Annotated in this window: 18 protein-coding genes; 8 read left to right on the top strand and 10 right to left on the bottom strand. The window is 63.6% G+C overall.

From position 1 onward, the window contains the following. Nucleotides 1–23: 23 nt before the first annotated feature. The 8 genes from AC1DT7_RS06450 to bla all read right to left on the bottom strand — a co-directional run bounded on the left by AC1DT7_RS06450 (nt 24) and on the right by bla (nt 11,302). Nucleotides 24–1,598 carry a serine hydrolase gene (locus AC1DT7_RS06450; RefSeq protein WP_478035013.1) on the bottom strand — a complete coding sequence of 525 codons (1,575 nt, stop codon included), beginning with the start codon at nt 1,596–1,598 and terminating at the stop codon, nt 24–26. 19 nt (nt 1,599–1,617) lie between these two features. Next, nucleotides 1,618–2,661, bottom strand: a complete 1,044-nt coding sequence (locus AC1DT7_RS06445; RefSeq protein ID WP_478035011.1) for an N-acetyltransferase DgcN family protein — start codon at nt 2,659–2,661, stop codon at nt 1,618–1,620. A 69-nt stretch (nt 2,662–2,730) separates the two neighbouring features. Beyond that, a complete protein-coding gene (locus AC1DT7_RS06440) occupies nt 2,731–3,945 on the bottom strand; it encodes a peptide MFS transporter (RefSeq protein ID WP_478035349.1) in 1,215 nt (404 codons plus the stop codon). 113 nt (nt 3,946–4,058) lie between these two features. Then, entirely contained in the window at nt 4,059–5,069 is a 1,011-nt protein-coding gene (locus tag AC1DT7_RS06435) for a dipeptide epimerase (RefSeq protein ID WP_478035010.1), read from the bottom strand. 182 nt (nt 5,070–5,251) lie between these two features. After that, nucleotides 5,252–5,896, bottom strand: a complete 645-nt coding sequence (locus AC1DT7_RS06430) for a helix-turn-helix domain-containing protein (protein ID WP_478035009.1) — start codon at nt 5,894–5,896, stop codon at nt 5,252–5,254. Nucleotides 5,897–6,031: 135 nt separating this feature from the next. Then, nucleotides 6,032–7,252, bottom strand: a complete 1,221-nt coding sequence (locus AC1DT7_RS06425; RefSeq protein ID WP_478035008.1) for an alanine racemase — start codon at nt 7,250–7,252, stop codon at nt 6,032–6,034. A 150-nt stretch (nt 7,253–7,402) separates the two neighbouring features. Further along, complete coding sequence (locus AC1DT7_RS06420; protein WP_478035006.1) at nt 7,403–10,231, bottom strand: TonB-dependent receptor plug domain-containing protein; 2,829 nt, start codon at nt 10,229–10,231, stop codon at nt 7,403–7,405. A 48-nt stretch (nt 10,232–10,279) separates the two neighbouring features. Next, the gene (gene bla, locus AC1DT7_RS06415) at nt 10,280–11,302 is read right to left on the bottom strand and encodes a class A beta-lactamase (RefSeq protein WP_478035005.1); all 1,023 of its coding nucleotides are present in this window, start codon (nt 11,300–11,302) and stop codon (nt 10,280–10,282) included. A 456-nt stretch (nt 11,303–11,758) separates the two neighbouring features. On the opposite strand from bla, the gene AC1DT7_RS06410 reads away from it, so the two are divergent. Together AC1DT7_RS06410 and AC1DT7_RS06405 are read left to right on the top strand one after the other, a co-directional pair. Then, a complete protein-coding gene (locus tag AC1DT7_RS06410; protein ID WP_478035004.1) occupies nt 11,759–13,852 on the top strand; it encodes a S9 family peptidase in 2,094 nt (697 codons plus the stop codon). Between the two features lie 103 nt (nt 13,853–13,955). Beyond that, a complete protein-coding gene (locus tag AC1DT7_RS06405; RefSeq protein ID WP_478035003.1) occupies nt 13,956–15,101 on the top strand; it encodes a dipeptidase in 1,146 nt (381 codons plus the stop codon). Nucleotides 15,102–15,144: 43 nt separating this feature from the next. On the opposite strand, the gene AC1DT7_RS06400 is transcribed toward AC1DT7_RS06405, so the two are convergent. Then, nucleotides 15,145–15,831 carry a helix-turn-helix domain-containing protein gene (locus tag AC1DT7_RS06400; RefSeq protein ID WP_478035002.1) on the bottom strand — a complete coding sequence of 229 codons (687 nt, stop codon included), beginning with the start codon at nt 15,829–15,831 and terminating at the stop codon, nt 15,145–15,147. Between the two features lie 221 nt (nt 15,832–16,052). Here AC1DT7_RS06400 and AC1DT7_RS06395 point away from each other — a divergent pair, with 221 nt between their 5' ends. The 3 genes from AC1DT7_RS06395 (at nt 16,053) to AC1DT7_RS06385 (ending at nt 20,945) form a co-directional block, all read left to right on the top strand. Further along, nucleotides 16,053–18,071 (top strand): serine hydrolase domain-containing protein, encoded by a 2,019-nt coding sequence (locus tag AC1DT7_RS06395; RefSeq protein ID WP_478035001.1) that lies wholly within the window; start codon nt 16,053–16,055, stop codon nt 18,069–18,071. Between the two features lie 230 nt (nt 18,072–18,301). Beyond that, complete coding sequence (locus AC1DT7_RS06390; RefSeq protein WP_478035000.1) at nt 18,302–19,399, top strand: N-acetyltransferase DgcN family protein; 1,098 nt, start codon at nt 18,302–18,304, stop codon at nt 19,397–19,399. Between the two features lie 85 nt (nt 19,400–19,484). Beyond that, complete coding sequence (locus tag AC1DT7_RS06385) at nt 19,485–20,945, top strand: serine hydrolase domain-containing protein (protein WP_478034999.1); 1,461 nt, start codon at nt 19,485–19,487, stop codon at nt 20,943–20,945. 138 nt (nt 20,946–21,083) lie between these two features. Here AC1DT7_RS06385 and AC1DT7_RS06380 read toward each other — a convergent pair whose 3' ends face one another. Then, on the bottom strand, nt 21,084–21,536 hold the full coding sequence (locus tag AC1DT7_RS06380; protein ID WP_478034998.1) for an Lrp/AsnC family transcriptional regulator: 453 nt from the start codon (nt 21,534–21,536) through the stop codon (nt 21,084–21,086). A 112-nt stretch (nt 21,537–21,648) separates the two neighbouring features. Between AC1DT7_RS06380 and AC1DT7_RS06375 the strand changes: the two genes are divergently transcribed. The 3 genes from AC1DT7_RS06375 to AC1DT7_RS06365 form a co-directional block, all read left to right on the top strand. Beyond that, on the top strand, nt 21,649–22,905 hold the full coding sequence (locus tag AC1DT7_RS06375) for a thiamine pyrophosphate-dependent enzyme (RefSeq protein ID WP_478034997.1): 1,257 nt from the start codon (nt 21,649–21,651) through the stop codon (nt 22,903–22,905). Between the two features lie 5 nt (nt 22,906–22,910). Beyond that, nucleotides 22,911–23,933 carry an alpha-ketoacid dehydrogenase subunit beta gene (locus AC1DT7_RS06370; RefSeq protein WP_478035348.1) on the top strand — a complete coding sequence of 341 codons (1,023 nt, stop codon included), beginning with the start codon at nt 22,911–22,913 and terminating at the stop codon, nt 23,931–23,933. 1 nt (nt 23,934) lies between these two features. Further along, nucleotides 23,935–24,919: dihydrolipoamide acetyltransferase family protein (locus AC1DT7_RS06365; protein ID WP_478034995.1), on the top strand; the 985-nt coding region annotated here is incomplete at its 3' end.

The raw sequence follows: 24,919 nt of genomic DNA, 5'->3' as shown, positions 1-24,919 counted from the left end.
CTCTCCGCTTCGATTTTTGCGCATCAGCGCGCCTTCACCGGCGTGAACAGCAGATCGTGGTAATCGTAGCTGAAGTCCGCGATCGGCGAGGCGGCCTTCATCGTGACGCGCTCGATCTTCCCTTCGGCGTCGAGATTGAACGTCACATAAGCCGGTTCGATCGTCCTGTCGTCGAACCGGGTGATGAAGCTGTCATACTGGAAATGATCGAGCCTGCCCGACATGCGCGGCGTCGATTTGAAATCGATCCGCAAGCCGCGCTGGTCGCTCGTCACCGCGATATCGCCGTACCACGGATCGTTATATGTGCCGACATAACCGGAGGTTGGCAGAGACGGGCCGCGAATGGCCGGCTTCGCCGTCTTCTCCTTGGAAGCTGCGAGCCCTGCGGTGACCCGCTGCTTTTTGACGGCTGCGAATTTCGCCGGCCAGTCGCTGGCGGGTTGCCCGAGATAATGGTCGAGCAATTCGAACATCAGCCCGCGCAGGATCTCGCCGTCCTCGCTGTTGATCTCTATCGCCAGACCCACATTCTTTTCGGGGATCAACGCGACGATCGTCTGGAAACCGAAAACCGCGCCGCTGTGCTGCACGATCTTCGTCCCGCGATAGTCGCTCACCACCCAGCCAAGCGCGTAATTCATGAACTGTGCCTGGGTCGCTTTCAGCGCCGCCGGCTCCGATGCGACCGGCATCGGCGTAACGGGCTTCCACATCTGGCTCGCCTGAGCGGTGCTGAAAAGCTGCCCCCCCTGCGGCAACCGGCCCTGCCCTAGTTGAATCTGCAGCCACTTCGCCATGTCGTTCGGGCTGACGGCCAGCCCGCCCGCCGGCGCTGCGTTGCGCCCCAGCCCGTCGTGTTCGTCGAGCAACTCCTGATCGCCAGCGCCGCGCAGGCCACCATTCATCCGCGCATGGGGCTGCGCGCGATCGGTCCTGGCGAACCGATCATCGTCGTCGGCAGTGGAATCGAGCATCCCTGCAGGCTTCAACACCTTATCGCGGACAAAGCCTTCCCATGGCTGCCCGCTAACCGCTTCGATCAACTGCCCGGCGACCATGTACAACACATTGTCATAGGCATAGGCGCTGCGGAAACTGGTCACCGGCTTGAGATAGCGCAGCCGCCGCACCGCCTCCGCGCGCGGGGTATCGCTGCGCGGCACGAACAACAGATCGCCCGCCCCAAGCGCTAGTCCGGAGCGATGGACGAGCAGGTCGCGGATCGTGATTTCGCGCGTTACCCAGGAATCCCACATGCGAAAGTCCGGCAGGTGATCGATCACCCGGTCGTCCCAGCCGATCTTGCCCTGATCGACGAGCACCGCGAGCGCCGCGGCGGTAAATGCCTTCCCGGTCGAACCGGTCGGGAAGATCGTGTGCTCGGTCACCGGATCACCCGACCCGATCCGCTTTTCGCCAAAACCCTTCACCAGCACAGGTACGCCATTCTCGACGATCGCGATGCCCATGCCGGGAACGCCGGTCGCCCGGCGCAACGCCTCCACCCGCGCCTCGAACCCCTTCGGCGGCGCCGCAAGCGCGGTCGCGGGCAAGGCCGCCGAAGCGAGAACGAGCGAGGTGAGGACGTGCTTCATAAGGCCTCCGGATAGTGGCTCAGGCGAGACAGGAATCGATCAGTCGTTCGAACGCGGGGCCACCACGAACCGGATCGGCCACCGGCATATCGTGAAGGCGCGCCAGCTCGGCGATCTCCGCCGCGGCGGTTTCCGGGTCGAGCGCCGCGGTGTTCAGGCTGATGCCCGCGCAACGGATCGCGGGATTGGTCAGGCGGCCCATCGCGATGGTATGCTCGATGACGGTCTGGATCGACGGGAGCGGGAATTGCGGGAGGCCCAAGATCGTCTCGCGCGCCACCTGATGGCAGACGACGAACACGTCGGGCTGGCTGCCGTGCAGCAGTCCCAGCGACACCGCCGCATAAGCGGGATGGAACAACGATCCCTGCCCCTCGACGACATCCCAATGGTCGTCCGCCGCATCGGGGCTGAGCAGTTCGGCCGCGCCGGCCAGGAAATCGGACACTACCGCATCCATCGGCACGCCCACGCCCGCGATCATGATCCCGGTCTGGCCGCTCGCGCGAAAATCGGCGGCGATCCCGCGCGCCTTGATACCGTTGGCGAGCGCCAGGGCGGTGTATTTCTTGCCGAGCGCGCAATCGGTGCCGACCGTCAGAATTCTTTTGCCGCTGCGCTTGCGCCCCGTGCCGGTCGGAATGCCGGCCGGCGGCGTCCGCACGTCGATCAGCCGCCGTCCGAGCCGCGCCGCCTCGCGCGCGAGCACCGGGATTTCGCCCAACCGCTGGTGCATGCCGCTGATGAGATCGAGCCCCGCCTCCAGCGCCTCGACCAGCGCCCCGATCCAGCGTTCAGGGATAACGCCCCCAACATTGGCGACACCGATCAGCAGCGCCCGCGCGCCGCGCTCGTGCGCCGCCACCGGGGTCATCCGCTCGAGCCCCGTGGTGACGGTGCATTCCGGAAGCACGAATTCGCCGACGCAGCGCTCGCCCGCCCAATCGGCGAGGCCGAGCCCGGTTTTGACATAGCCACGCTCGGTCGCGTCACCGAGAAACAGCAGATAGGGCTGCGGGAGCGTCAGCGCGCCGGCTTCGATCGGCTGATGTAGAATCGTCATATTCCTTTTCCAGTAGAATCTCTATTTGGGTATTTTGATCCTAATTGGAAAAATATCAACCGATATATCCTATTCACCATCGATTTGTCGGATGGGAGAATCCAGCAAGTGCAGGAAGAGCGCCGCCATGCCCGCGATCACCGCAAGCAGCGCGAAATAGCTGCTCCGGTCGAGCAAACTCCACAGCCCGCCCACCATTCCCGCAAACAGACTGCCGGTGAAGATCGCGAGATACCACGCCGCCACCGTGGTCGCGCCAAGCCGTGGTGGCGCCAACCGCGCGAACAGGCCCAGCCCGGTCGGCAGCAGGAACAATTCTCCGATCGTAAAAATCAGGAAGAACAACGCGAGCCACAACCAGCTTGCGCGACTGTCGCCCGAGAACCAGGTGACCGCCGACAGCAGGAGATAGGCGAGCGCCACGATCAGCGCGCCGAGCGCCATGCGCCGCGCCGGCGACGTATCGCGGCCAGCCTCCGCGCGCCGCCGCCACCATGACAATAATGGTGGGGTCAGCACCATCACCAGCAAGGGGTTGAGCGACTGAAACCATGTCATCGGGATGGCAAAACTGCCCGCGCGGCGATCGATCCCGCCTTCCGCCCATAGTGCGACCGTATTGCCGACCTGCTCATACGCGCCGCGAAACACCGTGACCGCAAGGCCGATGGCGACCAGCACCAGGACCAACCGGCGACCGCGTCCCGCCTCGGCGTGAAGACCCGTCTCCAGATCAGCTGCTGGTCGCGCATCACTCCGTCTCACGTCCTCCGGCAGATAGCGCTGGCCGGCCAGATAGATCAGCAGCCCGACGAACATGCCGATCCCGGCTGCACCGAAGCCATAGTGCCAGCCATAAAATTCGCCGAGCGTGCCGCAGATCAGCGGCGCCAGGAATCCGCCGATATTGATGCCGACATAATAGACATTATACGCCCAGCCGCGACGCGGATCGCCGGCCTTGTACAGGCTGTTGATCTGGCTCGGCAGGCTCGGCAGGAAGAAGCCATTGCCCAGCGCGATGGTGGCGAGCGCGACATAGAACAGCGTCTCGAACGCCATCATGAAATGGCCCAGCGCCATGATGCTGGCGCCGATGATGACCGCGCGCCGCTTGCCAAGATAGCGGTCCGCGATCACGCCGCCCACGATCGGCGTGAAATATGCGCACGCGGTATAGGCACCATAGACGAACGATGACTGCGGCTGCGTGAACAGCAATTGCCGCGTCATGTAGTAAACCAGCAGCGCGCGCATGCCGTAATAGGAAAACTGTTCCCACATGTTGGTGAGAAACAGGATGGTCAGCCCGCGCGGCTGCCCGAACCAGGTGCGCGCGTCTTCCGCATCATCGACTGCCCCAAGAATGCTGGGGGATTGCGCCGCGATCGGGCTGGTCATGCGGCGACCTGCGACTCCGCACCCCAGATATCCTCGCCACACCAGGCGGTTCCGTCGCGATAGACGATAGCCGGGTCGCGATCCCGCTTCAGGAAGATCGGGCCGTCCAGATCGCAGATATCGCAAAGCTGCCCCAGCACGAAGCTCGGCGCCATGCTCAGCGACGATCCGCACATGTTGCCGACCATTACGCCCAGCCCCACCTCTCGCGCCGCTTTCGCGATCATCAGCCCTTCGGTCAGCCCGCCGCATTTATCGAGCTTGATGTTCACCACCTGAAAACGGCCGACCAGGCCCGGCACATCCGCCAGCGTCAGCGCGCTCTCATCCGCCGCGAGTGGAATCGGCGAGCGATAGCCTGCGAGATCTTCCTCCCTGCCCCGCGCCAGCGGCTGCTCGATCAGCGATACATTCTCCTCCACCATCGCCGCGACCAGCGTGTCGAGATCCGCGATCACAAACCCCTGGTTGCCATCGACGCCCAGCCAGACATCGGGCCGCGCGGCGCGGATCGCACGCACCCGCGCGATGTCGAGATCGAGGTCGCCGGTCAGCTTAATCTTGATCGCCTTGAGCGGACCGAACAGGATGGCGCGCTCCGCCATCACGGCGGGATCGTCCGCGCCAAGCGTGAACGTGGTGACGACGGGCTTCACCTCGGGCAGTCCGGCCAGCTTCCACACCGGAATACCGGTCTTCTGCGCCTCCAGTTCCCACAGTGCCGCATCGATCGCATTGCGCGCCCCGCCCGCCGGCAGGATTTCACGCAAGTCGGCGCGATCCACGCCTGCCTCGATATCCGACCGCACGCGCTCCAATTCGGCAAGCATGTGGGGGGCGTCGTCACCCATGTAATAAATGCCGTTGGCCTCGCCGCGCCCGCGATACTCGCCCTCGGTCAGCGTCGTCACGACGCAGTCGACGCCGTCGAACACATAACCCGAAATCCGGAACGGCGCCTTGTAGGGCAGGCGCTCGACCTGCACGCCCAGCGACAATTTGGCCATTGCGGAAAACTCCAGATGTGATTGCTCGATGCGCCTTTCAGGGAGGGTGCCATGCTCCCCGGCACAGCGGCCCTCCCGATCGGTCAGCTCCGCAATATTTGCCACATCAGGACTTTTCAATCCCGTTTAGAGAATTATGTGAAAATGGAGTGAAAAATTGAAAATCAGCGACGACTGTCGCATCAGGCTCGCTTGCGGCCCTCATGCGTTAGCCGATGGATCGCGCCGTGCGATAATTCCGAAAGATCCGTTTCCGGGCTCGACATGACGCCGACAGTGAGCGCTTCGGACGTCCCCTCCGCGCATACATAGGCGTGCCCCATGCCTGAATCGATGTAGATCGACTCCCCCGGCGCGAGATCGATCGGATCGTAAAACTCCGTATGGACGACCAGATTGCCCTCGACGACGTAGATATATTCCTCGCCGGAATGCCGAACGAGATCGCCGAATTCACCGATCGACTTGGCATGGATACGGGTGATCACCGGTACCATCTGCTTCTGGCGCAATTCAGTGCAGACGTAATAATATTCGTAGTTCGGCGTATCGACACGGATCGCGGCGTCGAGCCGGCCTACGCTGCGCCGCCCCATCACAGTGGGGCCATTGTTGTTGTTGTCGGCAAAAAGATCGGCGATGCCGATGTTCAGGCGATCACTGACCTGCTGCAATTTATCATAGGTCAGCGAAAGCCGGTCGTGCTCCACCTTGGACAGGGTCGATACGGGGATGCCGCAGCGTTTGCTCATCTCCTTCAGCGTCCACCCATTGCGCGTGCGCAGACCGGTAATGACGGCCCCCAGGGTCCTGCGGCCAGATACCATGCTCAAGCTCCAAATTCCGGCGGCCCATTACCGTCCGGACGAGATCATCGAGCCTTAAAATGAAATGCTTCGCGCCGCCATCATTTACCGCGCGAACGGCGCGCGGGTCGAGAGACAGTTCACCGCATTGCCAGGTCAGAAAAAAGTCGCGATCGCATCCAGCACGCGGCCCTCGTCATCTACCTCGAACAGGGTTCGCCATTTGTCGAATGTTGTGCAGGGGTGAGAGACACCAAAGCCCAGCTGATCGCCGATCGTGAGTGCGGTCTGGCCGTGCACCGCGATATGCGCGTGCTGATCGGACAGTTTCTCCACGTTGAAAAGGCCAGGAGGAACGCGTTCGACCACGTTTCCCTCCCGGGCCCGCGCGACCATGATCCCGGGCAGATCGGTATCGTGGGAAATATCCCGCTTGCCCAAATTGGCGAACATCAAGCCGGCTTCCGGCCAGGACTGGATTTCCGCCCAGACCTCGAGCGCATTTCGCAAGCCCCCACCGTCGCGAGCCTCGCCCGTGCGCTGGAGCAGGCGCTCGAACGCAAGCTCATAATGGATCGCGTCATGGCTGATATAGCAACCGCTACGAAGCACGATGAGCGGCGTCGCGCCGACATCCGCGGTCTTGAGCCGCCGCGTAACCATGTCGAAGAAACGCGAGCCGCCAGCCGAGAGGATGATCCGGCGCGACGGATCGAACAAGTTCGCCCGCGCGATCGCCTCCGCCGCGCACACCATGTCCGTCAGCAATGCATCGACGTGCGGTTCCATCCCCACATCGCTACCGCCAGGCACGATGCCTTCGAACGTCGCGATGCCCGCCAGGCTCAAGGCAGGCTCCGCCGCGATCTCGCGGGCCAGCGCCAGCGCCGCGTCGCGGCCGCGGACGCCCGTTCTGCCGCCCGCCGCGCCGATCTCGATCAGCACCGGGATCGAACGCTTCAGTCCCGCGCCGATCGCCGCAGCCGCAAGCAGATCGGCGCCATAGCGCGAGTCCACGAATATGAATGGCTCGAACCCCGGATCGGCTACCATCTCGCGCGCCATCCACCCGGCGGCGGACGCCGACACGATCTGGTTGGCATAGATCAGGCGCGGCACGCCGAAGCGGCGATAGAGCCGCAGATGCGCCATCGTCGCGCACGACATTCCCCACGCACCGTCACGCAACTGGCGGTCGAACAATTGCGGCGCCATCGTCGTCTTGCCGTGGGGGCAAAGCGCGACGTCGAACCGCTCCGAAAAGCGCTTCATCCACGCGCCGTTATTCTCGATCGCGGAACGCCGCAGCACCGCCGCCGGCAACTGGAGATCGTCATGCAACGACCAGCCGGCGGCGGCGACGTCACCCAGTCTCATCCCGTCGCAGCCGGGCGGAAGCCCCTTGTCACCGGGGTTTATCCTCATGTCGCGAATTGTTGCGAGGTTCAGCAAAACAGCCTCTCGACCTGCGCGGCTTGCGCGGGACACCGGCAAGCCGACGCAGGTTTCATAAGTTTCGCCGGTGCTTCAGAAATTGAAGCGGATGCCGGCGGTATATTGGCGACCGATCACGTCATAAAGCTGACGCGCCGTCTGGAACTGATAACCGGTGAACGGCGGGTCGTTGTCGAGCGCGTTCAGGATCACCCCGAAGAACGACACCTTCCCGCCATTCGCCATTTTGAACACGGTCAACTCGCCCGAAAGATCGACGTAGAAGCGACCATTCACATGGTTCCAATCCAGCGTCACGTCGTCGCGCGTGATCAGGCCGCCGCCGACATACCGTCCCGTCACGCCGAAGCGATAAGCGTCGGTCGAATAGCTCGCGGTCGCACTGCCCTTCCAATGCGGCGTGCCGCCGGGCCCGTCGAGCACCGGCTGATCGGTATTGCCGGCAAATTTGGTGACATCGTTGTTCTGGCCCACCAGATTGAGCTTGTTGACGTAGCTCACCAGCCCGCGCAGATCGAGCGAACCACCGCCAAGCGGCAGGCGATAGGCCGTTTCGACGTCGATGCCGTTGGTAATGATCTGCTGGAAGTTGACCGGCGCCAGCAGGATGTTGCCGATCCTGCCATCGCTGCCGCGCTGCACGAGCAGGCAACTTGCGGCATCTCCACCATTGCAACGATTGACGATCGTCTGTGCGGTGAGCGAGGCGATCGCGCCGTTCACCTTGATGTCGTAATAATCGATCGAAACGGACAGGCGCGGCACGAAAGTCGGGGTGAGGACGACACCTGCGGTCAAGGTATCGGCTTTCTCCGGCTTCAGATACGGGTTGCCGCCTGTCGTCTGGCTGACGGCATAGGTCGCGCCGGTCTTGGTATCGGTGATCCCGCCAAGCAACGTCTGGCCGGCCGCGAACATCTCGTTGATATTGGGCGCGCGAATGTCGCGTGACCGGGTGGCGCGAAACCGGATACTGCTGTTGACGGCATAGTTGACGCCAACCTTCCACGTCTCGACCGTGCCCGAGGTGCGATAATCCGTGATACGTCCGCCAAGATCGATATCCAGATTCTTGGCCCAGCTCTCACCGACCGCCAGCGGCACGACCGCTTCGACGAACCCTTCCTTCACCGCTTCACGCGCCGAATAAGGCTTCACGTTGCCGACACGGAACAGGCTGGCATTCGGCGTCGCCGAAATCGGATCGGAGGTCACGTCGACATCGAGGTTGCGGTACTGGCCGCCGAACGCGACCGAAACGGGCCCCGCCCAGGTCGAGAACGGCTCGCCGCGAACGACGACATCCGCCACCTGCTGGCGTTGGCGCCATCCGCGAACGGAGGTGCCGGTGATATAGTCGATCGCCTGTTGCGACGCCGAGCCGACGCCGAACAGATTGAGCGGCACGCAGCCATTCGTCGGATTGGTCAGCGTCGAGCGGCAGACGATGCCGCCGTTCATCGGGTTCACCACCGCATCCAGCGCCAGCAGCCGCCGCGCCTTGATCACGTTATCGGTGAACAGGGTCACCGTATCGGTCTTGCCGAAGGAGAAGGAGGCGTCGAAGGTCCACGACCCGCCAAGGCCGCCGCGCAATCCGGTAACCGCCTGCCAGGTCGTCGCCTTCTGCCTGATCGAGCCGACGCCGTAATCCTCGAGGCTGCGCCCGAACGAGAAACTGGTCTCGCCTGCCGTCGCCAGCGCATTGCGTAGCGATTGTGGCAGATAGGCATTGTCGGCCTGGATCGTGAACACATCGTCAGACGGAACGGAGCGTTCGTTGAGACGCGAGCGCGCATAGGTGAAGCTGGCATAGGCGGTCAGCGCGGGGGTGAACTCGAAAGTCACACCGACATAGCCGCTCTCCCGCTTGGTCGGCGCGACCAGCACATAGGGAGATGCGAGCGCGTCACCATCGCCGCCATCCATCGTATTGTCGGCGGTCAGATAATTGCCGTAGCGGAACGGCAGCGTCGTGCCGTTCGGGCCGAACTGAATCCCCTTCAGCACGCCCGAGTTGATGAGACCGCCCGGCGCCGCGAATGACGCGCGCGCATCATTGACGTGGATGAAGAATGGCTGCGACGGATCGGTCGCGTTCGCCGGGTTCACGATCATCGAGCGATTGCCCGCCCATTTGCGCTGGTTCGCATCCCTGATGCCGCTGTTCTCCGCGGCTTCCACCCCGATCAGCAGATGGCCGCGATCCCCGGCGAACTTCGTGCCGATCGCCAGCGAGGCCAGGTAATTGCGATTATCGTTATGGTCGGTGATGCCGCCCTGGATACTGCCGCGCACACCGTTGAACTTGTTGTCGATCTTGAAGTTGACGACGCCGGCGACCGCGTCCGATCCATAGGCCGCGGATGCGCCGCCCGTAACCACATCGACCCCGCCGATCAGCGCCTGCGGTATGAGGTTGGTGTTGATGACGCCTTCCGGCGTGGTCGGCACATAACGCTTGCCGTCGATCAGCGTCAGCGTGCGAAGATAGCCAAGCCCGCGCAGGTCCATGTAATTGCCGCCGGCAAGCTTCGACAGATTGCTGACCGAGGACGGCGTTACGCTTGGCTTCATCGAGGGAAGCTGGTTCAGCGCATCCGCTACGTTGACCGCGCCGACGCGGAGGATGTCGTCAGCGTTCACCGACGTCAGCGGAGTGGCCGAAACGAAACCGGAGCGCGCCACCTGGGAGCCGGTGACAATGATATCGGCGCCCTCGTTCGCCTCGCTGTCGGCCTCCGCGGGTGTCGTCTCCTGGGCATGGAGTGGTGTCGCCCCGAGCAGCGTCGCCAGCGTGATCGCGGTTACCGCACGGGCCGAATGACGGGATGCGATGGTCGTACATAATTCGTTGCGAAAGCGGCGAAATGCCACGCGGCGCCAAGTGGAATTCGACATAAACCCCGTCCTCCTTTGATATGCGTGCGACAGTCGTGTCGTCCCCGCTCAGCGCGTGGCGAAATAGTCGAACAGGCTTCGGCTGACCTCCGCGATCGCGCGCTCCCGCTGCGCCGCCGGCAGGCTGCTGCTCTTGATGAGAACCGCGATCGCCAGGTGTCCACGCTCGCCCGGAAGCGTGATGACGCCGACATCGTTGATCGTGCCGCCAATGGTACCAGTCTTGTGCGCAACCGTCGTTCCGGCCGGCAGAATCCCCTTGATCCGCGCCTGCCCGGTTTCGCAGCGCTCCATCACGCCACGCAGAAAGGTGCGACTCTCCGGCTTCAGCAACGGGCCGGCGAGCAGCTTCGCGAGCAGGTCCACCATCGCCGACGGCGCCGAGCTATCGCGCGGGTCCTTCTCGAACGCGGCGTTTGCGGAATAGGCGGCCTTCTCGATCTCGGCGTCAGTCGTGCCCCGCGCCATCACGACCTTGACGAATGGAGAGCCGGCCGGAACCCCGTAAAAGTCATTGAGCAGGCCGTTCACATCGCGATCGACCTGCATGTCGGTGATGCCGTTGGCCCGCAGCCACGCGGTAACAGCCGCGGGGCCTCCCGCCAGCGCGAGAACCTTGTCGGTCGCGGTATTGTTGCTCTGCGTGAGCATCAATTCGATCAGGTTTGCGACCGAAAGGGTAATGCCGGGATGAATCAGCCGATTGGCCACCTCGCCGGTCCGATCGACGTCGTCCTGCGTGATCGTCACCATGCGATCGAGGCGCATCTGCCCCTTGTCGACCAGCGACAGCAGGGTGCCGGCGACGGACACCTTGAACGTGCTCGCCATCGGGAAGCGTTCCGAACCGGCGACCGCCCCGCCCTCCCCGGTTTCGAGCAGCCGGAATGCCACGCCGATCCGGCCCTGGATCTGTTTTTCAAGGGCGGCGACCTGCAGGCTCGTCGCTTGCTGGATCGACGCCGCGACCGGGCGTGCCGGGGCAGCGGTGGGGCTCGCGGGCAGCGGTTCCGCGCTGGCGGATGTCGTGGACAGCGCAATCAATGCGATATGGGCGAAGAGCTTCAGCATAACCCCCTCATGGTAAAAGTGAAGCGCCGTTTCCGGAACGCACCAGATTCTCTGTATGGAGAATAATTTTCACGATTACGGAATTATGTCAATTCACCTTTTCTCGAGAAGCCGCACTATGCTCGAATGGCCGGCACGCAGCTCAAGGAACCCATAGAATCAATAGGATATTCGGCGCACACCCAATCGCCGAACGCAGCAGACCATGCGCCAGCGCGATTTTCATTTTTTGAAATCGAATCGAGTGACGCGACTCAGTCACGTATCCACGGCGTTCAATCGGCCCGCCGCACCCTGCGCAAAGCCCGATTGACGTGTCTCAATCAGGACAATAGCGTTCTCATCGGAATATCGACCGATCGAGTCGTGCCACCATTGGTTCGGGTTCGCCCCACTGCGATAGTCGGATTTCCCCGATGTTCAGCGAAACCGGCGAGCGACAGGGGGAATGAAGCCATGATGAAGCGCGCGTCGATTTTTGCCGGGATCGCCGGAATATCCATCGCCTGCGCCGGTGTCGCGCTGGCGCAAGCGCCGGCCCCGCTCGAGGCGTTTCTTTCCTACACATTCGTGGGCGAACTGGTMGCACCAGTATCCGGCGATCGCGTCGCGTGGATGGAGCTACATCAAGGGCGGCGCAATATCTGGATCGCGCAGGCCCCGGACTATCGCCCGCGCCAATTGACCAACGGCACCGCCGACGACGGCCAGGAACTGTCCGAACTCGCCTTCTCGCCCGATGGCCATGTGCTGGCCTGGGCGCGCGGCGCGGTAGAGCACAACGCCTGGGCGAATGGCCTGCCGGCGGCCAATCCGGCATCAATGGTCGTGCAGCCGGCGATGGAGATCTGGGCGTCCGTGAATGGCCGATCCCCCACGAAAGTGGGCGAAGGCGACGGGCCGACAGTCTCCGCGACCGGGCGGATCGCGTTCATCCGCGACAATCAGGTCTGGACGGTTGGCGCGGACGGCAAGGACGAACCGCGGAAGCTGTTCTACGATCGCGGCAAGATCGACGAGATGGCGTGGTCTCCCGATGGCAGCCGGCTCGCCTTCATCTCGCAGCGCGGCGACCATAGTTTCGTCGGCGTCTATGGCGGCCCCGACAGGCCGATCACCTGGCTTGCCCCGGCGACCGCGTTCGACGATTCCCTCGCCTGGTCGCCGGACGGCAAGCGCGTCGCTTTCGCGCGCCGTACCGGCAATCCCGACATTCTGGAATCGCCGCTGGTCGCCACACCCAACCCCTTCTCGCTCTGGGTGGCCTCGGCCGACAGCGGCGAGGCCACCCGTGTATGGCAAAGCCCGAAGACGCTGCGCGGCTCCTACCCCGAGGTGCCCGGCGGCCTGTTCCTGAATTGGGCAGCCGGCGACCGCCTGACGTTCCGAGCGGAAATGGATGGCTGGCCGCATCTCTATGCGCTGGCGGCGACGGGTGGCGAGCCGGTGTTGCTGACGCCGGGCAAATTCATGGTCGAGCATGTCGCGATGACGCCAGACCGCAGCGCCCTGCTCTACAGCGCGAATACCGGCGCGACCGATGGCGATATCGATCGCCGACACCTTTATCGCGTGCCGGTCGATCGCGGCGGTCCGTCCGCGCTCAGCAACGGCGTCGGGCTTGAATGGCTGCCGGTCCCGCTGGCCGGCGGCAAGCTCGCTTATGTCACGGCGACCACAAGCGAGCCGCCGCGCGTCGCGCTGGCTGATGCGGACGGGCGCGGCGGCCGCGTTCTGCCCGCGAGCGCGGCGACCTATCCGTCCGCCAATCTGGTGACGCCGAAGCCCGTCACCTTCACCGCGCCCGACGGCCTGACGATCCATGGCCAGTTGTTCACTCCAGCCGGCGGCGGCAAGCACTCCGCGCTGATCTTCGTTCATGGCGGCCCGCCACGCCAGATGCTGCTCGGCTGGTCTTACATGGACTATTACACGCACAGCTATGCGATGAACCAGTATCTGGCATCGCGCGGCTATGTCGTCCTCTCGGTGAACTACCGGCTCGGGATAGGATATGGCCGCGAGTTCCAGCACCCGGAAAAGGCCGGATCGGCGGGCAATTCGGAATATCAGGATGTGGTCGCGGGCGCGCGCTATCTCCAGTCGCTCTCCCAGGTGGATGGGTCGCGGCTCGGCATCTGGGGCGGCTCCTATGGCGGCCTGCTCACCGCCCATGCGCTGGCCCGCAACAGCGATCTGTTCAAGGTCGGCGTGGATTTCCACGGCGTGCACGATTGGTCGATGGGGCGCAGCGCGCCGCAACGTTACGAACAGGGCGATTATGCCCAGGTGATGCGCGTCGCGTTCGAAAGCTCGCCGGAGTCCGCGATCGCCGGATGGCGCTCCCCGGTGCTGCTGATCCACGGCGACGACGATCGCAACGTGCGTTTCGACCAGACGGTGGATCTCGCACGGCGACTGTCGGCGCAGGGCGCGCCCTATGAGGAATTGATCTTCCCCAACGAGATCCACGGCTTCCTTCGCCACGACTCCTGGCTTCGTGCCGATCGTGCGATGGTGCGCTTTCTCGATGCCCATCTGAAGCCATAACCGCGCGCGCCGCCTGCAGGCGCGGGCGGCGCGACGCATCCTTGCCCGGCAACGGGCCAGCGACAGGCGCGGCACGCCGCCGCCGCAAACGGGAGTGAATGATATGGACAAGGCTCGCCTGACACGCAGGGCAATGATTGGCGGCATGGCCACGGCATCGAGCCTGGTCGTCTTCCCGATGCTCAATACCGGCGCCTACCGCGTCCACGCCGCATCGCCGCGCACCTATTCGAAGCGCGTGGTCGATCTGGTGCGCGGTTCGATCATCATCGACATGCTCGGTCCCTTGTCGCTCGATCTGCGCCCTGAAACCGTCGCGAACAAATTGACTGCCGCGCAGATCGCCGATTTCCGGGCCAGCGGCATTACCGCCTTCCACAATTCCTTCGGGGTCGGCGGCCCGGACGCGTATGCGCTGGTGCTCGAATATCTCGCCGGGTGGAGCGCCTATGTCGGCCACAACGACGACGTGTTCACGCTGGTTCGCGACGCCGCCGACCTCGATCGCGCCAAGCGACAGGGCAAGGCGGCGGTCATCATGGGCCTCCAGGATTCCGATCATTTCCGCAGCGCCAAGGATGTCGAGAAATTCTACCGCCTCGGCCAGCGTTGCTCGCAGCTTACCTATAACAGCCAGAATCTGATCGGATCGGGCTGTACGGACCGCGTCGATGGCGGCCTCAGCGATTACGGTGTCGAGATCGTGAAGGCGATGAACAGCGCCGGCATGCTGGTCGATACCTCGCATTGCGGCGACCGCACCACGCTCGATGCGATCGCCGCGTCGCCCGTCCCGATCGCGATCACGCACAGCAACTGCCGCGCGATCAACAACCATCCGCGCACCAAGACGGACGAAGCGATCAAGGCGCTGGGCGCGAAGGGTGGCGTCATGGGCATCACCGGCGTGCGCAATTTCGTGAAGGGCGGCGAGCCGACAACGATCGCGGACGTCGTCGACCACATCGATCATGTCAGGAAGCTGATCGGCATCGATCATATCGGCATCGGCACCGACGCCGATCTCTATGGCTATGACAAGATGGCCCCCGACCAATATACCATGCTGAAGGCGAGCTATAAGGGCAGCTACGGCTTTCGCGACAAGATCGACATCGAGGAATTCAGCGGCCCGCTCAAGATGTACAATCTGACGGAAGAACTGGTCCGGCGCGGCTATGGCGATGCCGATATTCGCGCGGTGCTGGGCGGGAATTTCCGGCGGCTGCTCGGCGCCACCTGGAAGTAGGGCATGCGTCGCGGGCGGCCCGTTCGGCCGGGCCGTCCGCCGCTCAGCGTTCGCCGTGCATCGTGATGAGCGAATCCATCAGGTCGTCCTCCGCGCTGGACATCACCGCCAGCGTCACCGCCTCTTCACAGTCGGGCCCGGCGATATAGGCGTGCCCCATGTTCGAATCGATGTAGATCGATTGCCCCTGCTCTAGCGTCACCGGATCGTAGAATTCGGTATGGACGACGATGCTTCCCGTGATCACGAAGATGAACTCCTCGCCATCGTGACGCACCAGCTCTCCGAACTCGTCCAGCGAGCGTGCACGGATCGTGGTGATGTTCGGAATCATCCGCTTGCGGCGCAATTCGGTGCACAGATAGTAATAATCATAGTTCGCGGTCTGCACGCGAAAGGCATTTTCGCGCGTGCCGATGCTGCGCCGCGCCGTGATCTGGGCGGCTTCAGGCGCGGTTTCGTTCTCCACGAACAGGTCCGCCATGCGGATATTGAGCCGGGCGCTCAATTCCTGCAGCTTGTCGTAGGTCAGCGTGAGCCGGTTATGCTCCACCTTGGACAAGGTGGAGACAGGAATGCCGGTGCGCTCGCTCATCTCGCGCAGTGTCCAGCCGTTGTCATCGCGCAACCGCCTGATAACCGCGCCTAGCGTCGAGCGTCGTTTCACCATTCCAGCGCCCCCAAATCTCTGATCGGGACGCGCGTAGCATCGTTGCGCGCGGGTGCGCAACGCTCCCATTCCGCGGAGCACAATTAACCTGTTCAGAGAAATTTCCGATAAGCCATCTGCGGGACCGGCGATCGCTCACCCGCTTATTGACACATTTCTCCAATTAGGATCATATATCCCATATTGGTCAAATTATGGGTGGATTTATCCTATCCGGCCGAAGCGATCTGTCCTATCCGGCCGAAGCGATCTGCTCGACGAGCAGAACAGGGAGACATAAAATGCGGTCGATCCGGACCTGGGCCGTGGGGGCACTGGCGTTGGTCGCCAGTGCGGCGCTTGCCCAAGGCGATGCCAAACCAGCCTCGAACCAACCTGCCCCGATCCCGGCGCGACAAGGCACATCGCCTGTTCAAGCCCTTCCGGCAGGCGCCCCGGGGCTTACCAGGAGCGACGTCGATGTCTGGCTTGATGGCTATATGCCTTACGCGCTGCGCAGCGGGGACATTCCGGGCGCGGTGGTGACCGTAGTCAAGGACGGTCAGATCGTTACCGCACGAGGCTTTGGCTACGCCGATCTGGCGAAGCGCACGCCGGTCGATCCCAATCGCACGCTGTTCCGGCCCGGATCGGTATCGAAGCTCGTCACCTGGACGGCGGTGATGCAGCAGGTCGAGCAGGGCAAGCTGGATCTGGACGCGGACGTGAACCGCTACCTCGATTTCAAGATCCCGCCACGGAAGGGCCAGCCGGTCACGCTGCGCGAGATCATGACCCACACCGCTGGTTTCGAGGAAACGACCAAGGACATCATCTTCTTCGATGCCGGCCATCTGAAGGCCCTCGGCCCCTATCTCAAGGGTTCGTTGCCCACGCGCATCTATGATGCGGGCACCACGCCGTCCTATTCCAATTGGGCGACGACCCTGGCCGGCTATATCGTCCAGCGTGTCTCTGGCGAACCGTTCGACGACTATGTCGAGCGCCACATCTTCACGCCGCTCGGCATGACGAACGCTACGTTCCGCCAGCCGCTGCCAAAACGCCTCGCGGGTCAGGCGGCGACCGGTTATCCCAAGCCGGGCAAGGCCGCCGGGTTCGAACTCATCGGCCCCGCGCCCGCCGGATCGCTTTCCGCCTCGGGCGTCGACATGGCAAGATTCATGCTCGCGCATCTGCAAGGCGGCGAGCTGGACGGCAAGCGTATCCTGGACGCGCGGACAGCGGCGATGATGCACAACAGTCCGCTCGATCGGGTGAATCCCTATTCTCTGCTTCCACCGCTCAACCGTATGGAGCTCGGCTTCTTCGAAACGAATGTGAACGGGCATGAGGTGATCGCCCATCTTGGCGACACGGTGGCCTTTCACACGTCGCTGCACCTGTTCCTCAACGACGGGGTGGGCCTGTATGTTTCGTTCAACAGCCCCGGACGCGAGGGAGCCGTCGGCCGCGTGCGCACCGCGCTGTTCGAGGATTTCGCGGACCGCTATTTCCCCGGCAAGCCGGTCGAAACGCGCGTCGACGCGGCAACAGCCCGCCAGCACGCACAGATGATGACCGGGATGTGGCGGAACAGTCGCCGTACGGGTACGAGTTTCATCGCGGTTACCGGCCTGCTGGGGGCGACCGACGTTTCCGTCGATGCCAAGGGCGATCTCGTCATCCCGTCGCTGAAGACAGCCGGAGGGCGGGCCCGCGAATGGGTCGAGGTTTCGCCCTTCGTCTGGCATGATCGCTACGGTCACGAGCGGCTTGCCGCCAAGGTGGTGGATGGCAGGATCGTCCGCTGGAGCGTCGACGGCATCGCGCCCTTCATGGTGTTCGATCGCGTTCCCGCCGGCATCTCCCCATCGTGGCTGAAACCGGCGGCCCTTGTCAGCCTCGCCATTCTGGCGCTCACCTTCCTTGCATGGCCGATCGGCTGGGCGGTCCGTCGCCGGTACAATGCGTCGATCGGTCTCTCCGGCATCGCACTCAAGGGCTATCGCGCAACGCGCATCATGGCTGGGGCCGTGCTTGGCGTGGTGATCGGATGGGCATGGCTTGTCACCGCGATGTTCGGCGATCTCACGAACCTCGCAGGCGCGCTCGATACGCAGCTGGTGCTCTTGCAGGGCTTCGGCGCGATCGTCTTTGTCGGCGCGGTCGGCATCTCCGGCTGGAATCTGTGGCTGGCGCTGCGCGATAGCCGCAAGTGGACCGGCAAGCTGTGGAATGCGCTCATTTTCCTCGCGACGCTGGTGATGCTGTACGTCGCCTTCAGCTTCAACCTGATATCGATCTCGACGAGATACTGATGTCCAGACGCGCGTCTGAGCTGGCCACGGCGACCGCCCGTCTGCCTGCGCCGATCGCAATCCCGGGCCAGGTTTTCGATAGCCTGGAGGTGGTGGTCGTCATCTTGCGTGACGGCCACCATGCCCGGCGCCCGCGCATTCCGGCGCTAATACTATCTTGATATGAAATTTATTCTCTATACAGAAAATTCTGCCGCATGGACGAGATCGGCGACGAGAGGATCACCTGAATGGCAGCCGACAAGAATATCCTGATCGAAGAAGCGCCCGGCTCCATCCAAGCCGACCAGTCCGACAATATCGGCGGCCCCGCTCTCACCCTTCCGACACCATATCTCCTGTTCCTGGGCGATGTCGCCGAGCCGGGGTTCGCCAAGACCGCCTTCGGCTTGCGCGACTGGGCCCGTGACAAATGCATCGGCGAATATTCTTGCGATCCGGCTGCCGTGAGCACTGGACTGCCCTATCTGAGCCCCGCGGAAGCCGCCGCGAAGGGTGCGCTGGCGATGGTGATCGCCGTCGCCAACAAGGGCGGCTATATCGCGCCGAACTGGCAACCGGCGCTTTTCGAAGCCCTCGACGCCGGGCTCGATCTCATCGCGGGTATGCACGCTCGCCTGACCGATGTGCCGGGTCTTGCCGATGCGGCGCACGCACGTGGCCGGAAGCTGATCGACATACGCACGCCGCCTGCCGGCATCCCGGTCGCCACCGGGCGCAAGCGCTCGGGAAAGCGGCTGCTGACGGTCGGCACAGATTGCGCACTCGGCAAGAAATATACTGCTCTCGCGCTCGCCGATGCATTCGCAGCGCGTGGCGTGGAGGCGGATTTCCGCGCGAGCGGGCAGACCGGGATCATGATCGCCGGCGGCGGAATCCCGATGGATTCGATCATCTCGGATTTCGAGGCAGGCGCCGCCGAGCAGCTTTCGCCAGACGCCGCGCCCGATCATTGGGACGTGATCGAGGGCCAGGGATCGCTGCTGCACCCGGCCTATGCCGCCGTCTCGCTCGGCCTGCTTCATGGCAGCCAACCCGACGTGTTCGTCGTCTGCCACGAGCCCGGTCGCGAACAGATGCTCGGTGTACCCGGTTACGGTGTTCCGAGCATCGAGGAAATCGTCGAGCTTACGATCCTGCTGGGCCGGCGCACCAATCCGGCGATCCGCTGCGGCGGCTTTTCCTACAACACCTCGGCGCTGGATCCCGACGACGCAGCCCGCCTGATGGCGCGCGACGAGGAACGAATGGGCCTGCCCGTGGCAGATCCTATCAGGCGCGGCCCTGCTTTCGATCGGCTGGTGGCGAACTGCCTGGGCGCTCCATGAAGCAGGCACCTCCCGGGCTCGGCGCCAGTCGGCTCCCTCACGGTCAATCGTTTTCGACATACGTTACGAATTTGGAGAATGCCTGATGCAATGGTTTCGAGCCGTCACCTGCGTTGCCCTCGCGTCCTCTTCGTCGCTCGCGCTAGCGGGGGCGCCGCAAAAGGCACCCGTTGCAGTCACCGCTGCGGACCGAACATCCGGGCTCGCCGATTTCGTTGACGGCGTCGTCGCCGGGCAGGTCGCCAGCCGGCAGGTCGCGGGCGCGGTGGTGACCGTGGTGGCCGATGGCCGGGTGCTGTTCACGCGGGGCTACGGCTTCGCCAATGTCGCGAACCAGGTGCCGGTGGACGGCGAACGCACGCTGTTCCGCCCCGGCTCGGTCTCCAAGCTGTTTACCTGGGTCGCGCTGATGCAGCAGATCGAGAGCGGCAAGGTCGATCTCGACGCTGACGTCAATCGCTATCTCGATTTCAAGATTCCCGATTTCAAGGGTGCGCCGATCCGCGTGCGCGATCTTATGGCACACAGCCCCGGCATGAGCGATGTCGGCGGCTTCCTGTTCGACAGCCCCGACAAGAACGTCCCCTATCAACAGTGGATCAAGGCGCACATTCCGCAGCGCCTGTGGGCGCCGGGCACCGAAATCGCCTATTCGAACTATGGCGCCGCCCTCGCGGGCTATATTGTCGAGCGTGTTTCGGGCGAGACCTATGCCGACTATGTAGAGCGCCACATCTTCACGCCGCTGGGAATGAGTTCCACCACCTTCCGCGAGCCCCAGCCCGCCGCGCTCACGGCGCGCTTGGCGGACGGGCACAAACTGGTCGACGGACAGTTGGTCCCGAAGCTCCGTGAGTATCTCAGCTCGATCATGCCCGCAGGGTCCGCGAGCGCGAGCGCGCCCGATATGGCCCGGTTCATGCTCGCCTTGCTGGGCAACGGCGCGCTCGGCGGCAAGCGCATCCTGCGTCCGGAATCGGTCGCATTGCTCGAAAGCGACCTGCAGGCGAACGTCCCCGGTTTGCCGGGAATGGCGCATGGATTCCTCGTCGAGCGCGAGGCTGGCCCGCGGATGGTGGGACATGCCGGAAATACGGTCGATTTCCATTCCGATCTCGTTATCGCGCCGGAACGCGGCATCGGCTTCTTCATCTCGTTCACCGGTGGCGCGGATAGCGGCATCGCGCGAACCGAGCTGCGCAATGCGCTGATCGGGCGCCTGTTCCCGCAGGCCCGCGCGCCGCGCTACGCCGGCAGCAGCCAGCCACAACTCGGCGCCTATCGCGCCAATCGCCGCGATTATTCGGCAACCCCCGACCCCAAAGACGACATCAAGGTGGAAGGGAGCGGCGACCATATCGTCACGGTGACAACCGCCGGCCGCAAGGTTGCCTTCGAGCAGATCGGCCCGAACGAATATGAGGAAATCACCGGCACGGGCGCGGGTGGCCCCTATGATCGCATCAAATTCTATGGCGACGCGCAAGATCCGCGGCTGTCATTCGCCTCGATGCCATATGAGACCTTCCATCTTGTAAAGCCGTAGCCGCGGGCGGCACTCGGCTACAGCGCTCGTCTTTGCCGGTTCAGCAGATTCACGCATTGAACCGGCAGATAGCCCGAGGCTCCAACTCCCGACCGTCAGCGCATTGTTCCAGACCGAGCCAGGCGACGAGCCTGACCGCTAGAGCGGCAGTTTCGTCGTCAGCTTGATGCAGTTCAGCGCGAAACTCGAATTGATCGACCCAACGCCCGGCAGGTGGAGCAGCACCTTCTTCAGGAACACCTCATAGTCGCCGACACTGCGCACGACGACACGCATCAGATAATCGCCCTGCCCGCTCATCGAGAAGCATTCGACAATTTCCGGATGGTCGCGGGCCTGCGCCTCCAGCGCCTCAAGCGTTTCCTCGTCATGCTGTTTCAGGCGCAGCTCGGCAAACACGTTGACCGTCAGGTCGAGCAGCAGCGGATCGAGGAGCACCGCGCGTTCGCGAATTACGCCACTTTCTTCGAGCTTCTTCAGGCGCCGCCAGCACGGCGTGTGCGACAGGCCCACATCGCTCGCCAGATCGGCGACCGACCGCTGGGGATTCGCCTGAAGGGACGCAAGAATTTTACGATCTATCTTATCCACGCAATCCGTATCCTAATTTCATCGTTATAACTCGCACATCCTTGCACGATTGCCAGTAAAATCGGAAAAACGAGAATAAGCCTTTCCTCACCGGATCGGCAATAACGCGGCCATGACCAAGCCGGCGACACCGGGGGCCGACGCGATAGCGTTGTCGCTCCATATTCCAGAACCCGCGGCACGTCCGGGCGACGTTGCCGATTTCAGCCACCTGCGGTTCGACGCGGCCGGTGCGATGCACCGCCCTGATATTTCGGCGAACGAAGCCGAGATGCGAGAGCTCCCCTATGGGTTGGTGCGCGTACTGGATGAAAATGGGGCGGCAGTCGGCCAATGGGACCCGAAACTCGCCCCGGACGTGTTGCGCAAGGGTTTGCGGGCAATGGTGCAGACTCGTCTGTTCGAGGATCGCCTGTTCCGGGCTCATCGCCAGGGCAAGACCAGCTTCTTCATGAAATCGACCGGCGAGGAAGCGATCGGCGTCGCCCAGTCGCTCGCGCTTGCCGGCGACGACATGTGCTTTCCGACGTACCGGGTTCAAGGCTGGCTGATCGCGCGCGGCTATCCGATCGTCGACATGATCAACCAGATCTATTCCAACGCGCGCGACCCGCTGAAGGGGCGGCAATTGCCGATCCTCTATTCGGCGCGCGACTATGGGTTCTACTCACTGTCCGGCAATGTCGGCAGCCGCTTCGGCCATGCGGTCGGCTGGGCGATGGCGTCTGCCTATAGGGGCGATCATCGCATCGCCCTTGGCTATATCGGTGAGGGCACGACGGCGGAGGGCGACTTCCACGAGGCGCTGACCTTCGCGGCGGTTTACCGTGCGCCGGTTATCCTGGCGGTCACCAACAACCAATGGGCGATCTCCAGCTTTTCGGGGATCGCGGGCGCCGAGAGCACGACCTTCGCCGCCAAGGCCATCGGCTATGGACTGCCCGGTCTGCGGGTGGACGGCAATGATTTCCTGGCGGTCTGGGCAGCGACGCTCTGGGCCGCCGAACGGGCCCGGACCAATCGCGGCGCGACGCTGATCGAATTCGTCACCTACCGGGCCTCGGGTCATTCGACGAGCGACGATCCCACCAAATATCGCCCGGCGGACGAAGCCGCGCACTGGCCGCTGGGCGATCCGATCGAACGCCTGAAACGGCACCTGATCCTGATCGGCGAATGGTCCGAGGAGCGTCATGCACAGATGGAGGCCGAACTGAGCGAGATCCTGCGCGACGCCCAGCGCGAGGCAGAAGCGGTCGGCACATTAGGCAAATCGAAGCCCGACGTCGCCGAGATGTTCGAGGGTGTGTTCAAACAGCCCGACTGGCGGGTGATCGAGCAGCGCGGTGAGCTGGGGATCCAGTCATGACCGCGATGAACATGATCCAGGCGCTCAATTCGGCGCTCGACACCATGCTGACACGCGACCCCGACGTGCTCGTCTTCGGCCAGGATGTCGGCTATTTCGGCGGTGTTTTCCGCGTCACCGACAAGCTGCAGCAGCGCCACGGCCTCAAGCGCTGCTTCGACGCGCCGATCTCCGAAGGCGGGATCATCGCCACGGCGATCGGCATGGGAGCCTTTGGGTTGCGGCCCGTCGCCGAGATCCAGTTCGCCGATTACATCCTCCCGGCCTTCGACCAGCTCGTGTCGGAAGCGTCGCGCCTGCGGTATAGGTCGAACGGGGAATTCTGGGCACCGATCACGGTGCGCTCGCCCTATGGCGGCGGCATCTTCGGAGGCCAGACCCACAGCCAGAGCCCCGAAGCGATCTTCGCGCATATCACCGGGTTGAAAACGGTCATCCCCTCCACGCCCTATGACGCGAAGGGTCTGCTGATCGCCGCGATCGAGGATGACGACCCGGTGATCTTCCTCGAGCCCAAGCGCCTTTACAACGGCCCGTTCGATGGCCGCCACGACCAGGCCGTGACGAGCTGGGCCGACCATCCTTCGGCCGAGGTACCCGAAGGCCATTATACGGTACCGCTGGGGAAGGCCGCGGTCGTCCGCCCCGGCAACGATGCGACCGTCATCGCCTATGGCACCATGGTTCATGTCGCAAAGGCGGGCATCGACGACAGCGGGGTCGATGCCGAACTCATCGATCTGCGGTCGATCGTCCCACTCGATGTCGATACGATCGTGGCGTCGGTCAAGAAGACCGGACGCTGCATCATCCTGCACGAGGCGTCCCGGTTCGGCGGCTTTGGCGGCGAACTGTCCGCGCTCGTCCAGGAACGCTGCTTCTATCACCTCGAAGCGCCGATCGAGCGCGTGGCAGGCTGGGATACGCCCTACCCGCATGCGTTCGAATGGGATTATTTCCCCGGGCCGGCCCGTGTCGCCGCCGCACTTCATCGCGTGATGGCCGATATCAGCCTGATGGGACTCTGACATGGCACGTTTCACATTCAAGCTTCCCGACATCGGGGAAGGCATCTCCGAGGCGGAGATCGTCGCGTGGCACGTCAAGGTCGGTGACCGGGTCGAGGAGGACCAGGGCCTCGCCGACATGATGACCGACAAGGCGACGGTCGAGATGGAATCGCCGGTTGCCGGCATTGTGGTCGAACTGGCCGGTGCGGTCGGCGACCAGGTGTCGATCGGTGCTGCGCTGGTGGTGATCGAGACGGACGCGGCCGAAGGCGAGAGTGATGAGGCGGCGATCGGGCCGTCGGCAGAGACCGTGGCTGACGTTGCGCCGGCCAATTTGCGCGCCGAAGTGATGAAAGCCGCGGAAGTCGAGGAGCAGATCGAGGCAGAAACGCCTGGGATGGACGACGCGATCGAACCAGAMAGCTCCCCGGCGAAGGCCGGGGCCCAGTCGGGGGACGTCGCAACWGGGCCCCGGCCTTCGCCGGGGAACAAGGAAGAGGCGCTCGCGAACCCGCACACCCATGTCCTCGCGTCCCCCGCTGTCCGCGCCCGCGCGGCCGATCTCGGCATCGACCTCGCCTCGGTGAAGTCGGAAAGCGACCGAATCCGCCACGCCGACCTCGACGCCTATCTCCGCTACGGCTCCGGCCAGGGCTATCATGCCCCGCATGCGTCGCGTGCCCGCGCCGATGAACCGATCAAGGTCATCGGCATGCGCCGTCGCATCGCCGAGAACATGGCGGCGTCGAAGCGCGCCATTCCGCACTTCACCTATGTCGACGAGATCGATGTCACCGCGCTGGAAGACATGCGCGCCGATCTCAATGCCAATCGCGGCAACCGGCCCAAGCTGACCATGCTGCCGCTGATGATCGTCGCGATCTGCAAGTCGATCCCCGACTTCCCGATGATCAACGCGCGCTATGATGACGAGGCGGGCGTGGTGACGCGCCACGGTTCGATCCATCTCGGCATGGCGACCCAGACGCCGGCCGGCCTGATGG

The sequence above is a fragment of the Sphingomonas sp. P3_C6 genome (genome assembly GCF_056402595.1).
The sequence above is the reverse complement of the archived record's forward strand: the minus strand, read 5'-3'. Positions and strand labels throughout refer to the sequence as shown.

What these genes read in the sequence shown, in the direction of transcription:
- bla (WP_478035005.1), bottom strand. Translation starts at nt 11,302, where the DNA reads ATGCTGAAGCTCTTCGCCCATATCGCATTGATTGCGCTGTCCACGACA.
- AC1DT7_RS06445 (WP_478035011.1), bottom strand. Translation starts at nt 2,661, where the DNA reads ATGACGATTCTACATCAGCCGATCGAAGCCGGCGCGCTGACGCTCCCG.
- AC1DT7_RS06435 (WP_478035010.1), bottom strand. Translation starts at nt 5,069, where the DNA reads ATGGCCAAATTGTCGCTGGGCGTGCAGGTCGAGCGCCTGCCCTACAAG.
- AC1DT7_RS06370 (WP_478035348.1), top strand. Translation starts at nt 22,911, where the DNA reads ATGAACATGATCCAGGCGCTCAATTCGGCGCTCGACACCATGCTGACA.
- AC1DT7_RS06430 (WP_478035009.1), bottom strand. Translation starts at nt 5,896, where the DNA reads ATGGTATCTGGCCGCAGGACCCTGGGGGCCGTCATTACCGGTCTGCGC.
- AC1DT7_RS06405 (WP_478035003.1), top strand. Translation starts at nt 13,956, where the DNA reads ATGGACAAGGCTCGCCTGACACGCAGGGCAATGATTGGCGGCATGGCC.
- AC1DT7_RS06450 (WP_478035013.1), bottom strand. Translation starts at nt 1,598, where the DNA reads ATGAAGCACGTCCTCACCTCGCTCGTTCTCGCTTCGGCGGCCTTGCCC.
- AC1DT7_RS06395 (WP_478035001.1), top strand. Translation starts at nt 16,053, where the DNA reads ATGCGGTCGATCCGGACCTGGGCCGTGGGGGCACTGGCGTTGGTCGCC.
- AC1DT7_RS06390 (WP_478035000.1), top strand. Translation starts at nt 18,302, where the DNA reads ATGGCAGCCGACAAGAATATCCTGATCGAAGAAGCGCCCGGCTCCATC.
- AC1DT7_RS06420 (WP_478035006.1), bottom strand. Translation starts at nt 10,231, where the DNA reads ATGTCGAATTCCACTTGGCGCCGCGTGGCATTTCGCCGCTTTCGCAAC.
- AC1DT7_RS06425 (WP_478035008.1), bottom strand. Translation starts at nt 7,252, where the DNA reads ATGAGACTGGGTGACGTCGCCGCCGCCGGCTGGTCGTTGCATGACGAT.
- AC1DT7_RS06385 (WP_478034999.1), top strand. Translation starts at nt 19,485, where the DNA reads ATGCAATGGTTTCGAGCCGTCACCTGCGTTGCCCTCGCGTCCTCTTCG.
- AC1DT7_RS06440 (WP_478035349.1), bottom strand. Translation starts at nt 3,945, where the DNA reads ATGTGGGAACAGTTTTCCTATTACGGCATGCGCGCGCTGCTGGTTTAC.
- AC1DT7_RS06375 (WP_478034997.1), top strand. Translation starts at nt 21,649, where the DNA reads ATGACCAAGCCGGCGACACCGGGGGCCGACGCGATAGCGTTGTCGCTC.